Here is a 13302-nt window from a genome sequence, read left to right as displayed (position 1 = left end):
ACCGCGACGGGAAGCGCCACATGACTATCGCCAGAACATTCGCCGCTTCCCTGCTTGCTGGCGTGACCGTCTTCGCACCCGGCTTTGCCGCGGCAGCAGACAGGGTCGAGACCGAGAAGGTCGCAGTTAGCGTCGAAACCCTGGTGGATGGGCTGGAGCATCCCTGGGCCGTGGAAGTCATGCCCGACGGCGCCTATCTGGTGACTGAGCGGCCAGGCCGGATGCGGATCGTCAGGGAGGGAAAACTTTCAGATCCGATCGGAGGCGTGCCGGACGTCCGTGCCCGCGGCCAGGGCGGCCTGATGGACGTAGCGCTCGCGCCGGATTTCGCAACGAGCCGCACGATCTATTTCACGGCATCGACCGCCAATCGCAGAGGCTCGGGAACCGAAGCCTTCAGCGCCACGCTTGCCGCCGACGGCAGCAGGCTCGAGAACGTGAAGCCAATCTTCACCATGGACCAGTTCACCGGCGGCAGTATCCAATATGGTGCGCGCATCGCCATCGCCCGCGACGGTAGTCTCTTTATCAGCATAGGTGACCGCGGCGACCGCGACCGCTCTCAAGACTGGAAGGATGATGCCGGCTCCATCGTGCATATCAATGCCGATGGGAGCATCCCTGCGGACAACCCGTTCAAGAACGGCGGCAAGGCACTGCCGGAAATCTGGTCGAAAGGCCATCGCAACCCGCAGGGCATCACCTTCGACACCGCCGACGGCAAACTCTACACCGTCGAACATGGTGCGCGCGGCGGTGACGAAATCAATGTCATCGAGCCCGGCAAGAATTACGGCTGGCCGATCATCAGCTATGGACGGAATTACTCCGGCACAAAGATCGGCGAAGGCACGGCCAAGAAAGGGCTGGAACAGCCGCTGCACTATTGGGACCCGTCCATCGCCCCCGGCGCGCTCGCGATCTATCGCGGCAAGATGTTTCCGGAATGGGACGGCAACTTCCTCGTCGCAGCGCTCAAATTCGAACTGCTCTCCCGCATGCCGCGCGATGATAGCGGTGCTTTCGTTGCAGAAGAGCAGATTTTCGAAGGCGATTACGGCCGCATCCGCGACATTGTCATCGCACCGGACGGAGCGCTCCTGATGGTCACGGACGAAGCCGATGGCGCGCTGCTGCGCGTCTCGCGCGCCGACCGTCAGAACGGTTAGGACGAAGCTCCTTGCGCCGCCTGCCCGTCCCTCAGGGCAAGCTTTTCGCAAGCGGAGTTCCGGAGTAGCCGGCGGTGATTCATTCGGCCATGCGAGCAATCTGGCACTCTGAACGCGCCCCTCTTCGCCCTTGCCGAAACGAAATGCAACTGGTAACCGTCGCTGCCACAACCTGCCCCACATCGAGGACTGAAATGACGCGCGTCCAGGCGAACCTCCTTCTGTTGCTTGCTGCCGCGATCTGGGGCGGCGGCTTCGTCGCGCAGTCGACGGCCATGAAGGCAATCGGTCCCTTCTGGTTTATCGGACTGCGCTTTGGGGTCGCGACGGTCGCGGTCCTGCCTTTCGTGCTCCTTGAGGCACGCAAGGCCAGGGTTAAGACCACGCGCCGTCATCTCGGGCTTTATATCCTGATCGGCTTTGCCCTTTTCGGCGGCGCCTTGACCCAACAGATCGGCCTTCAGACGACGACTGTGACGAATTCGAGCTTCATCACGGGTCTCTATGTCGTCTTCGTGCCGCTGATCGCCGTCGCCTTCGTGCGCCGCCCGCCGCACTGGATCATCTGGCCGGCTGCCGTCACGGCCGTCGCCGGCATCTACATGCTGTCCGGCGGACAGCTTTCCGCGCTGACCACGGGCGACGGACTGACGGTCGTTTGCGCCGCCTTCTGGGCGATCCAGATCACGCTCGCAGGCACGACAGTTTCCGAGACCGAACGGCCCCTTATGCTTTCTGCCGCCCAATTTGGAGTGACAGCAGTCTGTGCCCTCGTCGTGGCCGCCACCATCGAGCCGATCAGCATGGAAGCGGTCACGGATGCAGCACCCGAAATCCTCTACGTTGGCATCTCTTCCTCCGGCGTCGCTTTCGTGCTGCAGGTGATCGGCCAGCGCTACACGACACCATCGCAAGCTGCCATCTTCCTCTCCTCCGAAGCGCTCTTCGGCTCGGCGCTCGGCGCACTGCTGCTCGGAGAGACTATGCCCCGGCTCGGCTATGCAGGCTGCGCGCTGATGTTTACCGCTATGCTTGTGGTCGAACTGGTACCGGAACTCGAAAAAAGGCGCAGCCAGCCCGCTTGAGCTATGGCTTTTTCTGGGTTGGACGGCGAATTCGGAAAAAATTTCTCGCCCCATCGAGGACGCGCTATCGTTGCATTTTTGGGAAAATCTGCTCTCAACTTATATTGCGAACAATACAAAACGTTAATCACGCGTCCGCTGTGAGGGAAAATTTGCGTTTTGACGCAAATAGGATAGCCGCACTAAATGTGCTTTCGCTAACACGTTAAAAAACTTTTGCTTGCCAATTCCCGATAATCGCAGCAATCTCACGGCGTTCGGGCATTTTGCGAGCATGGGAAGTCCTTAAGAATGTGCGCGCCGGAAACGCTAATATTCCGGTCAGCCGGTCTCGCCAAGGTGGGGAATAATCCCGTCATGAGACAGGCCGAGGTAGAGGGGACCTTTTTCTCGAATTTCAAGAATTGCCTGCCAACGCCCCGCAAGGGACATAGTTGATGCTGCCCGTGTGGATGGCGGGCAGAGAGAAAAGGACCTGACGCATGGCCGAGACTGGCACAGTTAAATTCTTCAATAGCGACAAAGGCTTTGGCTTTATCAAGCCGGACAAGGGTGGCGCCGATATCTTCGTTCACATTTCCGCCGTTCAGGCTTCGGGCCTTGCCGGTCTGACCGAAAATCAGAAGGTCAGCTTCGACACGGAGCCGGATCGCCGCGGCAAGGGGCCCAAGGCCGTCAATCTGCAGATTGACGGCTGAAGCCTCAACAAGACCGCCTAATTCGAGTTGAGGCCCGGCAGCTATGCCGGGTTTTATCATTCAGCGTCCGTTCAGATAGCCGCCACTATCTTGTCATCATCACGGCGCAGGAACCGCTCACGGGGTTCCAAGAATAGGATATGACCATGAACAGGCTCGCCAAGACACTTCTTCTGACAGCTACTGCCGCAGCCCTCACCCTTTCTGTAATCGGCGAAGCATCCGCCCGTGACCGCTGGCATCGCCACAGCAATGGCGACGCAGCGCTTGTCGGCGGCGCGGTCGGCCTTGCAACCGGCCTGATCGTCGGCTCGGCCATCGCCAATCAGCCGCGCTATTATGAAGAGCCGCGCTATATCGATCCGCCCTATGAGCCGGAATATGAAGCCGTGCCGGTTTACCGCGCACCGCCGCGTTACTACGCCCCTGTCCGCGCTGAGATCGAGCCCTGGACGCCGCAGTGGGAGCGCTACTGCTCTTACCGCTACCGCAGTTTCGATCCGAGCAGTGGCACCTTTGTCGGCAACGACGGCCGCGAGCACTTCTGCACCGCAGGCTGATCCGCGAACCCCCTCGAACCGCAAAGCGCCGCTCATCGAGCGGCGCATTTGTTTTGGCCATTTGACGAGATCAGATGCCGCTGAGGAATGGGTTGCTGCGTCGCTCGTCGCCGATGCGGCTGCCGGGGCCGTGCCCGCAGATGAAGCCGACGTCATCGCCGAGCGGCAGCACCTTGTCGCGGATCGAATCCAGCAGTTGCTGGTGATTGCCGCCCGGCAGATCGGTTCGGCCGATCGAGCCATTGAAGAGCACGTCGCCGAGATGCGCGAAGTTCTGGGCCCGATTGAAATAGATGACATGGCCGGGCGCGTGGCCGGGCGTGTGATAAACTTCGAACTCATGGCTACCGAAGGAAATCCTGTCGCCATCCTTCAGCCAGCGATCCGGCACGACGTTCTGCAGACCGGTGATGCCGTATTTCTGCGCCTGTATCTCGATCCGCTCCAGCAGCGGCCGATCATCCTCGTGCGGACCGACGATATCGACGCCGAGCGCTTCCTTGAGTTCCTTGGCGCCGCCGGCATGATCGAGATGCCCGTGTGTCAGCCAGATCTCCTTGATGACGAGGTCGTTCTCCTCGAGCGCTTTGAGAATGACCGACACATCGCCGCCCGGATCGACGACCACGCCCTCCTTCGTGTCCGGATCGAAGAGAACCGTGCAGTTCTGCTGGAAGGGTGTTACCGGAATGACGCCGGCCTGGAGCATGCCCATGATATGCCTCGCTTGGTCTCTCTGCCTGCTTCGATATAGCCGGAAAGATCGCCAAAGCTAGCCGCTTTTTTGGCGATCCTCACACTGACTCACGCTATCAAGACGCCTCGTAACAACTGTTCATCGCAGCAGAAAATGGCACGCAGCATTAATCTTTATTGTTAACTTTCAATGTCTTGAGGCGTTCTGGTGAATCCGGTTTTCAACCCGACCTCTCGAAAGGCGGAACCAGATGGTGAACGGAGCGTTTCACTCCAGCAAAAAGCAAGGAGAAAAAGAATGACCTTCACGAGACATCTTTTCCTGGCAGGCGCCGTGCTCGCCGCGAGCGCTGGCTTCGCCCATGCGGAAATGACCGCGACGGCCATCAATGACCTCAATGTGCGTTCCGGGCCTGGCCCGCAGTATCCCTCGGTGGGCGTCGCAACGCGCGGTTCGCCCGCCTTGCTCGACGGCTGTATCCAGGGCAGCCGCTGGTGCCGCGTCGATGTGAACGGCATGCGCGGCTGGGTCTATGCCGAATATCTGCAGGTCCTGCGCGACGGCAATCCCGTCATTGTCGAAGAGAACGAAGCGGTGCTTGGCGTCCCGACCGTGACTTATGAATCGACCGCAAGCATCCCTGCCGATCCCGCACCGGGCGACGAACTGCTTGGTCCCGTCGGCTCCGTGGAGGCGATAACTCCGCCTGAGACGGTCCGCACCTATATCGAAACCACACCGGCGCAGACAGTTCAATTGGGCGGCGACGTCGTCGTGGGTGCCGCGGTTCCGGAGAGCGTGACGTTCCAGGAGATTCCGAACTACGAGTATCGCTACGTCCGCATCAATGACCGACCCGTCCTCGTCGATCCAGGCACCCGCCGCATTGTCTACGTCTATCAATGAGATATGGCGCGAGGCGGTCCGTAGATCGCCTCGCTAGCCTTTTAAATACCGAATCTCTCGCATGGGTTGTTTTTAGCTCCCCTTTCCCTCCAGGACATGATAAAATTCTAATACGTCGCAGGGAGCGATGTGCAGGCGATTCGCATCGATCGCCATATGGAGGGAAATCATGGAAGCGTTACTTCCGCTCATCACGCAACTGATTGCCGGCGCCGTCGGCGGCAATGCCGCGAGCGCGGCACTGAAACAGCAGGCGGTCAGCGTCGTCGCCCGGACGATCGCTGGTGCAATTGGCGGCGTCGGCGGCGGCATGCTTCTCAGCATGGTCGGCGGCGAAGCGGCGTTGACCGGACTAATTGCCGATGGCATCGGCGGCCTGATCGGCGGCGGTATCCTGTCGACCATCGTCGGAATGGTGATGGCGCGGGCGCGGTAATATAAAAGCCCGGCGCGCGGAAGGCGCGGCCGGGCTTTCCTTGTCGAGGTTATTCGGCCGCGATCGACGCCGCCGGATACACTTCCTTCATGTAGTCGTTCATCAGCGTCTCGGAGATCGTCGCCGGCGCGAACTTATAAGGGCCGATCTCAGAGACCGGCGTCACTTCCGCGGCAGAGCCCGTCAGGAAGCATTCGCTGAAGCCCGAGAGCTCTTCCGGCTGGATCGCGCGCTCGACGACTGGATAGCCGCGGCGCTTGGCAAGCTCGATCACCGTCTGGCGCGTGATGCCGTTCAGGAAGCAATCCGGAAGCGGCGTATGGATAACGCCGTCCTTAACGAAGAAGATGTTGGCACCCGTCGCTTCGGCGACCTGGCCGCGGTAATCAAGCATCAGCGCGTCCGCGTAGCCTTTTGCCTCTGCGGCATGCTTGGAAATGGTGCAGATCATGTAGAGACCGGCAGCCTTTGACGAAGCCGGCGCGGTCATCGGGTCGGGGCGCCGGTATTCGGCGATGTCGAGGCGGATGCCCTTGAGCTTTTCGGCAGGATTGAAGTAGCTGCCCCACTGCCAGATGGCGATCGCGACATTGATGCGGTTCGACTGGGCCGAGATCCCCATCATTTCGCTGCCGCGCCAGGCGATCGGCCGCACATAGGCCTCGGAAAAACCTTGGCGCTTCAAGAGTTCGATCGTTACCGCATCGAGTTCCTCGACCGGGTAAGGCACCTTGAAACCAAGAATTTCCGCGGACTTGTGAAGACGCTGATTGTGCTCCGTCAGCTTGAATACCCGGCCGCCATAGGCACGCTCGCCTTCGAAGACCGCGCTCGCATAATGCAGACCATGCGTCAGCACGTGGATCTTCGCGTCCTTCCAAGGCAGGAATTCGCCGTTGAACCAGATTTCCCCATCCAGCTGGTCGAAGGGAACTGAAGCCATTCTCATATCCTCCGGCGCTCACGCCATACCTGTTGATTGTTGCCCATATTACGTTTTATCCACTGCGCAGTGGGGAAAAATATGCGTTGTATGGGGAGGGAAGACGGGCCGGTTTCGAACAAACGCCCGCCTCCGCAAAGTCCGGGGAAGCTAACAGCGGCGCAAAATTATGTCAACAAAGCTGACATATCTTTGCTATAGTTTCGCAGGGCGCGCAGAACGAGAAAGGAAATGACGTGGCGGCACGACAGACCAGCTCGAAAGCAGCCAAATCCGAACCGTTGGCCGCGCCGATGGAAAACACCGGCATCATCGATTTCGAGATCATCGAGCTCTTCTTTTTTGCCTATCGCGATTTCGTCTCCGATCCGGACGCGATCCTGGAAAAGAGCGGCTTCGGCCGGGCCCATCACCGGGTGGTGCATTTCGTTAACCGTGAACCGGGCATGACCGTTGCCGATCTTCTGGATACGTTGAAGATTACCAAACAGAGCCTCGCTCGAGTGCTCAAACAACTGATCGATTCGGGGTATATTCGTCAGGTTGCGGGGCCTGAAGACCGGCGCCAGCGTAAGCTATATCCGACAAAGACCGGGCGCGAACTGGCGCTCGCTCTGGCGGAGCCGCAATCGCGCCGCATTGAGAGAGCATTCGACGGTGCCGCTCCGGAGGTGCGCGAAAGCGTAAAGGCATTTCTAAGGGGTATGAGGGACAGACAAACAACGAAAGCGGGTTGAATGGCGGGAAAAACAATCATTTCGGATGACGCGGCACATCTATTGGTGGTCGATGACGACACCCGAATCCGCGCTCTTTTGAACCGTTACCTGACGGAGAACGGCTTCCGGGTGACCGTGGCTGCGGATGGCGCCGAGGCGCAACGCAAGCTTGCCGGGCTCGACTTCGATCTCATCATCATGGACGTGATGATGCCGGGCGAATCCGGCATCGACGTGACACGCGGCCTGCGCGCCATCAAAAACGTGCCGATCATCATGCTGACAGCGCTCGCGGAGTCCGACAATCGCATCGCGGGACTTGAAGCCGGCGCCGACGATTATCTCTCGAAGCCTTTCGATCCGCGTGAACTGGTGCTGCGCGTCAACAATATCCTGCGCCGCAACGCCTCCGACGCGCCGAAAATCGAGCAGATTATGTTCGGCCCGTACACTTTCTCGCTCACTCGCAAGGAACTGAAGAAGGCGACGGAAGTGATCCGCCTCACGGACCGCGAGCAGGAGATCATGCTGCTTTTTGCCAGGCGTGCCGGCGATACCATTCCGCGCCACGAGCTCATCGGCAATGACGTCGACGTCGGCGAGCGCACGATCGACGTGCAGATCAATCGGCTGCGCCGCAAGATCGAGGACGATCCCGCAAATCCTGTCTGGCTGCAGACGGTTCGTGGTATAGGATACAGGCTGAGCATCGATTGATGGCCTCAACGTCAGGATCGCGACTGTGATGGTGACTTTCGACTCCCTACGCCGCGAAGAGCGCTCGCCAGCCTCCGGATGGAAAGGGTTCGGCCGCTGGCTGCGCCGCCGTCTGCCGACCGGCCTCTACGTCCGTTCGCTGCTGATCATCATCATTCCCATGGTGCTGCTGCAGTCCGTCGTCGCCGCGGTCTTCATGGAGCGCCATTGGCAAATGGTGACGCAGCGCCTGTCGATGGCCGTCACCCGCGATATCGCGGCGATCATTCAGATCATCGAAACCTATCCGCAGGATGCGGATTTCAGCGAAGCCACGCGCATCGCCCGCGAGCAATTGAACCTGCAGATTTCGATCGAGCCCGATGGAGAACTGCCGCCACCGCGCGAAAAGCCGTTCTTCTCCATCCTCGATGGCATCCTGAGCGATGAGATCAGCGACCAGATCAAGCGGCCCTACTGGATCGACACCGTGGGAGATTCGAGCCTCGTTGAAATCCGGATAAAGCTGGACGCCAAGATTCTGCGCGTTTTGACCAAGCGCAACCAAACCTATGCGTCGAACACGCATATCTTCATCGTCTGGATGGTCGGCGCCTCTCTCGTGCTGATCGGCGTATCGATCCTCTTCCTGCGCGGCCAGATTCGGCCGATCCTGACGCTCGCGCAAGCCGCCGAGAGCTTTGGCAAGGGACATAAACACGATGACTTCTATCCGCGCGGCGCCGACGAGGTCAGACGCGCTGGACTTGCCTTCATCCTGATGCGCGAACGCATCGAACGGCAGATCGAACAGCGAACCGCGATGCTGACCGGCGTCAGTCACGACCTGCGCACGGTGCTGACCCGCTTCAAGCTGCAGCTAGCCCTTGCCGGTAACAGTCCCGAACTCCAGGGCCTGAATGACGACGTCAACGACATGCAATCGATGCTTGAGGCCTATATGGCCTTTGCGCGCACCGAGATCGAAGAGGATGTCGGAGAACTGAAGCTCAGCGAACTGCTCGGAAAGATCGAAACGGACTTCGCCCTGCACGAAAAGACGCTCAGCTATTCGATCGAAGGCGAAGATGAAGTCCTGGTTCGGCCGAACGCATTCACGCGCCTGGTGGCTAACCTCGCCTCCAATGCCCGCCGCTATGCGAATACGCTGAACATTGAAGTAAAGCACAGTGCGAAATGGCTGACGCTGAACTTCGATGATGATGGCCCCGGCATTCCCGAGAAAAGCCGCGAGGACGTCTTCAAGCCCTTCTTCCGTCTCGATGAAGCGCGCAATCTGGACGCTTCCGGCACCGGCCTCGGCCTTGCCATCGCCCGCGACATCGCCCGCAGCCACGGCGGCAACGTCACGCTCGGCGACAGTCCTCTCGGCGGCCTCCGCGCCACCATCCGCATCCCGGCGTGAGGTCCAGATGGCGATCGACCCGAAAGAGATGATCTGGCTCAATTCTCCGCCCCTGGCGGAGCTTCGTGAGGGTGCATTGCACGTCCGATCAGGCAAAAAGACAGACTTCTGGCAAGGTACCTATTACGGCTTTCATCGCGACGACGGTCATTTCCTGCATCACCGGCGCAAGGGCGACTTCACGGCAGAAGTGACATTCTCAGGCCGCTATCAGGAACTTTACGACCAGGCCGGCCTGATGGTCCGTGCGGATTCAGCACGCTGGATAAAATGCGGGGTCGAATACACCGATGGCGCAAAGCACTTCAGCACCGTCGTCACCAATGGCAATTCCGACTGGTCGGCCTTTCGCATCGAGCATGAATTCGAACGGCTCTCCCTTCGCGTGACCCGCAACAAGGACGCGCTCTTTATTCAGTACCGGACCGACCGGATCAGCGAATGGCGCATGGCGCGCCTTGCCTGGTTCAATCCGTCGATTGAAGAGGTGATGGTCGGCCCGGCATTCTGCTCGCCGCAGCGCGCAGGCTTCGAGGCCGTCTTTCACGATTTTACGCTGACCGATCCGGTCTCGCGCGACATTCACTGATCACATCAGCTTCTTGCCATTCGGCACCGCTTTGTCTGTCGCGGCGAGAACGATCGCGCCCGCTTCGTCCTCGAAGCCGAGGGTCAGGACCTCCGAGCGGAACGGCCCGACCTGGCGTGGCGGGAAATTCACCACTCCTAGAACCTGGCGGCCGACGAGGTTTTCCAGCGTGTAGTGCACGGTGATCTGCGCCGAGGATTTCTTGACGCCGATCTCCGGGCCGAAATCGATCAGCAGCTTGACCGCTGGCTTTCGGGCTTCCGGAAAGGGTTCGGCCTCAATGATCGTGCCGACACGAATGTCCACACGCTCGAAATCGGCATAGGTGACTTCCTCAGCCATCGCGATGCCCTTCAACCGGCCAGTTCTTCGGCACGCTTGCGGGCAGCTGCAAGAGCCTTGTCGAACAGCGGCTGCATGCCCTCTTCCGCCATCAGCACGGAAAGGGCCGCGGCCGTCGTGCCACCAGGCGACGTGACGTTCTGGCGAAGCTTCGAGGCGTCGTCGGGGGACTGGTGTAGGAGTTCACCAGCCCCCGCGACAGTTTCCCGCGCAAGACGCATGGCGAGGTCCGCCGGCAGGCCAAGTTTACGGCCTGCTTCTGCCATACACTCGACGAGATAGAACACATAAGCCGGGCCGCTGCCGGACAATGCCGTCACGGCATCGATATCGGACTCGGCCGAGACCCACTCGACAGGACCAGAGACGCGAAGAAGGGAATGAACGCGATCACGCTGCCGGGCGCTGACGCGCGCATTGGCGAATGCGCCGGTGACGCCGCGGCCGATCATGGCGGGCGTATTCGGCATGGCGCGAACCATAGCGGCCTCGCCGAGATGCTTTTCGAGGAAAGCCAGGGTCTTGCCAGCAGCCACTGAAACGACCACCGTCTTGGATCCGACGGCGCTCTTCACCGGCGGTAGGACTGTTTCCATCACCTGCGGTTTCACCGCGAGGAAGATGACATCCGCCTTCAGACCGGCGGGAACGGTTGAGGCATGCGTCGCGCCCGCATCGCCGATGACCTTCATCATCGTGGGTGACGGACCCGGATCGATCACGACAACGGAGGATCCCGGAACACCGCTCTTCAGCCAGCCGGAGAGCATCGCGCCGCCCATATTGCCGGCGCCGACGAGAACGACTGTATCGGAAGACGATGGTGACATTTTACGCTTCGCCGACCGTTTCGAAGAGGACTGCTTCCATAGCCTTGGCGGCATCCAGGCCGGACCAGATGACGAACTGGAACGCCTGATAGTAAGCTTCGCAGGTATCGAGGGCGCTGGAAAGCAAAACTTCCACCTGACGGTTCGTCGGCTCGGCCCCGCCCGCCAGCAGCAGCGACTGCCGGAAAATGATCACATCTTCCTGCCGCCACAAATCGAAATGGCCCATCAGAACCTGGCCATTGATCGCAGCCAAGAGCTTGGTGACCTCGTTGACGCGGGCCTCCGGAACCTTGATGTCGAAAGCGCAGCCGAGATGCAGCGCCTCGAATTCCTCCATCCAGGAGAAGGAAACGTGGTAATCGGCCCACTTCCCCTCGACCGTCATTGCGATCTCGTCCTCGCCCGACCGCTCAAACGCCCAGTCGTTGTTGGCGGCGACGTACTCGATCATATCGACCGGGTTCGACTGACGCTCGAATTCCAATTCCATAAGGCTCATGCAGCACCTTCTTGACCGGAATGAATGCGACTGAACTTGGGTTTACGAACACAAGAAAAGACACACGCAAATACCGGAACCACCACTCGGATGTTCGTTGAACCGCTGCCAGACCTAACGCAGTGAACCTGCCCGGAGCTTACCAATGTCCGCTTCGAATCATCATTTAAAATCAGTGTATAACGCCCCCGGTGACAAGCCAGCCCCTCTCCGGCCATTTCCGGAAAGGTACTGTGGACAGCCGTTCGGAATTTGATTTCAGAAGGAGGTTGTAAACGACTCTGCGTATTGGCTTTTTTGGCAGTGTCCACAGGTGGAAAACGGCACCTGTTTTTTTGTCGAAGAGGCGACGTGCCGCTTATGCGGCACACCGCACTTGTGCCTGAATGAGACTTATTTCGTTCTTGCGGCAAGTTTTGCTTCAAGCGCAGCGACGCGGGCAAGCAGCGCTTCGTTTTCGTCGCGAGCCTTGATCGCCATTTCGCGGACGGCCTCGAATTCCTCGCGCTTGACCACATCCATGGTGTTTAGCCAGCGCTCGGCCTGAGCGTTGAAGGCGGTCTCGATTTCCTTGCGTACACCCTGGGCGGCGCCCGCTGCATCCGTCATCAGCTTGGCGAATTCGTCCATGATGCGGTTTGTTCCACTCGTCATGGCGGTTTTTCTCCTTCCCACCACATGATTTTGATAGGCCTGAAGCCTTAGAAAGGAGGTAGGGCTTTGCCGTTAAGGATGCAAGCGCTTTGCTCTGGATAAGCCCCCACGGGGCATGCTCCGCCTCACAATCGACTTGACCGCTTCGTATCGCAACGCCATGTTCCGCGCACATCAACGGGTGGAAAAGCCTTGCCGACTGCAGCCAATCTTCTTTCGATCATGCCCTTTCCGGATATCGATCCGATCGCCTTTTCGATCGGCCCGCTGGCTGTTCACTGGTACGGCCTCGCCTATGTCGCGGGCATCATGCTCGGATGGCTTTATGCCCGGCAGATCGCCGGCAACGATGAGCTCTGGCCGGGCAATGCCTCGCCGATCACCAAGGCGCAGATCGACGACTTCATCGTCTGGGCAGCCCTCGGCATCGTTCTCGGCGGCCGCATCGGCTATATCCTTTTCTACGATCTGCCGTCCGTGATCGAGAACCCGCTCCGCGCCATCGAAATCTGGAACGGCGGCATGTCCTTCCACGGTGGAATCACCGGCACGACGATCGCCATGATCGTCTTTGCGCGCCGCAACGGCATTCAGGTCTGGAGCTTTTTCGACATCGCCGCCGCCGTGGTGCCGATCGGCCTGTTCTGCGGCCGCATCGCAAACTTCGTCAACGGCGAGCTTTGGGGACGGCTGACGGATGTGCCGTGGGCAGTCGTTTTCCCGACCGGAGGGCCGTTTGCACGCCATCCAAGCCAACTCTACGAAGCGGGCCTCGAAGGCATCGTGCTGCTGCTTTCGCTTGCCCTTCTCGTCTATGGATTCCGGGCGCTGAAAGCACCTGGACTCGTTACCGGGGTCTTCGTCTGCGGCTATGGGCTGTCGCGCATCTTGGTCGAGTTCTTCCGGGAGCCGGATGCGCAGCTCGGCTACCTACTCGGCACGAATTGGCTCACCATGGGCATGGTCCTTTCTTTCCCGATGGTGCTGCTCGGAATCTGGGCGATGGCGCGGGCCCTCCGCCAGGCCGCTTTGCAGCATTGAGCCTGTCAG

Annotated in this window: 17 protein-coding genes; 11 read left to right on the top strand and 6 right to left on the bottom strand. The window is 59.8% G+C overall.

The features are described from left to right. Positions 1-20: 20 nt before the first annotated feature. The 4 genes from ACZ9BX_RS02340 (at position 21) to ACZ9BX_RS02325 (ending at position 3512) form a co-directional block, all read left to right on the top strand. On the top strand, positions 21-1169 hold the full coding sequence (locus ACZ9BX_RS02340) for a PQQ-dependent sugar dehydrogenase (protein ID WP_476215477.1): 1149 nt from the start codon (positions 21-23) through the stop codon (positions 1167-1169). 194 nt (positions 1170-1363) lie between these two features. Beyond that, a complete protein-coding gene (locus ACZ9BX_RS02335) occupies positions 1364-2254 on the top strand; it encodes a DMT family transporter (RefSeq protein WP_476215475.1) in 891 nt (296 codons plus the stop codon). Between the two features lie 482 nt (positions 2255-2736). Continuing rightward, positions 2737-2952, top strand: coding sequence for a cold-shock protein (locus ACZ9BX_RS02330; protein WP_027508436.1), 216 nt, complete (start codon positions 2737-2739; stop codon positions 2950-2952). A 146-nt stretch (positions 2953-3098) separates the two neighbouring features. Then, the gene (locus ACZ9BX_RS02325; protein WP_476215472.1) at positions 3099-3512 is read left to right on the top strand and encodes a BA14K family protein; all 414 of its coding nucleotides are present in this window, start codon (positions 3099-3101) and stop codon (positions 3510-3512) included. Between the two features lie 70 nt (positions 3513-3582). Here ACZ9BX_RS02325 and ACZ9BX_RS02320 read toward each other — a convergent pair whose 3' ends face one another. Continuing rightward, positions 3583-4227, bottom strand: coding sequence for an MBL fold metallo-hydrolase (locus ACZ9BX_RS02320; RefSeq protein ID WP_476215471.1), 645 nt, complete (start codon positions 4225-4227; stop codon positions 3583-3585). Between the two features lie 279 nt (positions 4228-4506). Here ACZ9BX_RS02320 and ACZ9BX_RS02315 point away from each other — a divergent pair, with 279 nt between their 5' ends. Both ACZ9BX_RS02315 and ACZ9BX_RS02310 read left to right on the top strand, forming a co-directional pair. Further along, positions 4507-5115 (top strand): DUF1236 domain-containing protein, encoded by a 609-nt coding sequence (locus ACZ9BX_RS02315; RefSeq protein ID WP_132561450.1) that lies wholly within the window; start codon positions 4507-4509, stop codon positions 5113-5115. A 169-nt stretch (positions 5116-5284) separates the two neighbouring features. Beyond that, positions 5285-5551: a hypothetical protein gene (locus ACZ9BX_RS02310; RefSeq protein WP_132561448.1), complete on the top strand. Its 267-nt coding sequence runs from the start codon at positions 5285-5287 to the stop codon at positions 5549-5551. 49 nt (positions 5552-5600) lie between these two features. Here ACZ9BX_RS02310 and ACZ9BX_RS02305 read toward each other — a convergent pair whose 3' ends face one another. After that, a complete protein-coding gene (locus ACZ9BX_RS02305) occupies positions 5601-6494 on the bottom strand; it encodes a branched-chain amino acid aminotransferase (RefSeq protein WP_476215467.1) in 894 nt (297 codons plus the stop codon). A 293-nt stretch (positions 6495-6787) separates the two neighbouring features. Between ACZ9BX_RS02305 and ACZ9BX_RS02300 the strand changes: the two genes are divergently transcribed. From ACZ9BX_RS02300 to ACZ9BX_RS02285, 4 genes are read left to right on the top strand one after another with little or no spacing between them, the layout of a single operon-like run. After that, positions 6788-7231, top strand: coding sequence for a MarR family winged helix-turn-helix transcriptional regulator (locus tag ACZ9BX_RS02300; protein ID WP_051336468.1), 444 nt, complete (start codon positions 6788-6790; stop codon positions 7229-7231). Then, positions 7232-7930 carry a response regulator gene (locus ACZ9BX_RS02295; RefSeq protein WP_027508429.1) on the top strand — a complete coding sequence of 233 codons (699 nt, stop codon included), beginning with the start codon at positions 7232-7234 and terminating at the stop codon, positions 7928-7930. It begins immediately after the preceding gene. 28 nt (positions 7931-7958) lie between these two features. Continuing rightward, a complete protein-coding gene (locus tag ACZ9BX_RS02290; protein ID WP_476215465.1) occupies positions 7959-9335 on the top strand; it encodes an ATP-binding protein in 1377 nt (458 codons plus the stop codon). A gap of 7 nt (positions 9336-9342) precedes the next feature. After that, entirely contained in the window at positions 9343-9924 is a 582-nt protein-coding gene (locus ACZ9BX_RS02285) for a DUF1349 domain-containing protein (RefSeq protein WP_476215463.1), read from the top strand. Here the strand turns inward: ACZ9BX_RS02285 and ACZ9BX_RS02280 are convergent, their stop codons facing one another. The 4 genes from ACZ9BX_RS02280 to ACZ9BX_RS02265 form a co-directional block, all read right to left on the bottom strand. Continuing rightward, the gene (locus tag ACZ9BX_RS02280) at positions 9925-10266 is read right to left on the bottom strand and encodes a tRNA-binding protein (RefSeq protein WP_476215461.1); all 342 of its coding nucleotides are present in this window, start codon (positions 10264-10266) and stop codon (positions 9925-9927) included. It abuts the gene before it with no gap. An 11-nt stretch (positions 10267-10277) separates the two neighbouring features. After that, entirely contained in the window at positions 10278-11096 is an 819-nt protein-coding gene (gene proC / locus ACZ9BX_RS02275) for a pyrroline-5-carboxylate reductase (protein WP_027508425.1), read from the bottom strand. Position 11097: 1 nt separating this feature from the next. After that, positions 11098-11598, bottom strand: coding sequence for a type III secretion system chaperone family protein (locus ACZ9BX_RS02270; protein ID WP_027508424.1), 501 nt, complete (start codon positions 11596-11598; stop codon positions 11098-11100). A 393-nt stretch (positions 11599-11991) separates the two neighbouring features. Next, complete coding sequence (locus ACZ9BX_RS02265) at positions 11992-12252, bottom strand: accessory factor UbiK family protein (protein ID WP_027508423.1); 261 nt, start codon at positions 12250-12252, stop codon at positions 11992-11994. A gap of 192 nt (positions 12253-12444) precedes the next feature. Between ACZ9BX_RS02265 and lgt the strand changes: the two genes are divergently transcribed. Next, entirely contained in the window at positions 12445-13293 is an 849-nt protein-coding gene (gene lgt / locus ACZ9BX_RS02260) for a prolipoprotein diacylglyceryl transferase (RefSeq protein ID WP_476215457.1), read from the top strand. The last annotated feature ends 9 nt before the right edge of the window (positions 13294-13302 follow it).

This window comes from Rhizobium sp. USDA 3886, from assembly GCF_056279785.1.
This window is presented reverse-complemented; position numbering and strand designations above follow the sequence as displayed.

What these genes read in the sequence shown, in the direction of transcription:
- ACZ9BX_RS02305 (WP_476215467.1), bottom strand. Translation starts at nt 6,494, where the DNA reads ATGGCTTCAGTTCCCTTCGACCAGCTGGATGGGGAAATCTGGTTCAAC.
- ACZ9BX_RS02265 (WP_027508423.1), bottom strand. Translation starts at nt 12,252, where the DNA reads ATGACGAGTGGAACAAACCGCATCATGGACGAATTCGCCAAGCTGATG.
- ACZ9BX_RS02315 (WP_132561450.1), top strand. Translation starts at nt 4,507, where the DNA reads ATGACCTTCACGAGACATCTTTTCCTGGCAGGCGCCGTGCTCGCCGCG.
- ACZ9BX_RS02330 (WP_027508436.1), top strand. Translation starts at nt 2,737, where the DNA reads ATGGCCGAGACTGGCACAGTTAAATTCTTCAATAGCGACAAAGGCTTT.
- ACZ9BX_RS02320 (WP_476215471.1), bottom strand. Translation starts at nt 4,227, where the DNA reads ATGGGCATGCTCCAGGCCGGCGTCATTCCGGTAACACCCTTCCAGCAG.
- ACZ9BX_RS02325 (WP_476215472.1), top strand. Translation starts at nt 3,099, where the DNA reads ATGAACAGGCTCGCCAAGACACTTCTTCTGACAGCTACTGCCGCAGCC.
- ACZ9BX_RS02300 (WP_051336468.1), top strand. Translation starts at nt 6,788, where the DNA reads ATGGAAAACACCGGCATCATCGATTTCGAGATCATCGAGCTCTTCTTT.
- ACZ9BX_RS02290 (WP_476215465.1), top strand. Translation starts at nt 7,959, where the DNA reads ATGGTGACTTTCGACTCCCTACGCCGCGAAGAGCGCTCGCCAGCCTCC.
- ACZ9BX_RS02285 (WP_476215463.1), top strand. Translation starts at nt 9,343, where the DNA reads ATGGCGATCGACCCGAAAGAGATGATCTGGCTCAATTCTCCGCCCCTG.
- ACZ9BX_RS02310 (WP_132561448.1), top strand. Translation starts at nt 5,285, where the DNA reads ATGGAAGCGTTACTTCCGCTCATCACGCAACTGATTGCCGGCGCCGTC.
- proC (WP_027508425.1), bottom strand. Translation starts at nt 11,096, where the DNA reads ATGTCACCATCGTCTTCCGATACAGTCGTTCTCGTCGGCGCCGGCAAT.
- ACZ9BX_RS02280 (WP_476215461.1), bottom strand. Translation starts at nt 10,266, where the DNA reads ATGGCTGAGGAAGTCACCTATGCCGATTTCGAGCGTGTGGACATTCGT.
- ACZ9BX_RS02270 (WP_027508424.1), bottom strand. Translation starts at nt 11,598, where the DNA reads ATGAGCCTTATGGAATTGGAATTCGAGCGTCAGTCGAACCCGGTCGAT.
- ACZ9BX_RS02335 (WP_476215475.1), top strand. Translation starts at nt 1,364, where the DNA reads ATGACGCGCGTCCAGGCGAACCTCCTTCTGTTGCTTGCTGCCGCGATC.
- ACZ9BX_RS02340 (WP_476215477.1), top strand. Translation starts at nt 21, where the DNA reads ATGACTATCGCCAGAACATTCGCCGCTTCCCTGCTTGCTGGCGTGACC.
- ACZ9BX_RS02295 (WP_027508429.1), top strand. Translation starts at nt 7,232, where the DNA reads ATGGCGGGAAAAACAATCATTTCGGATGACGCGGCACATCTATTGGTG.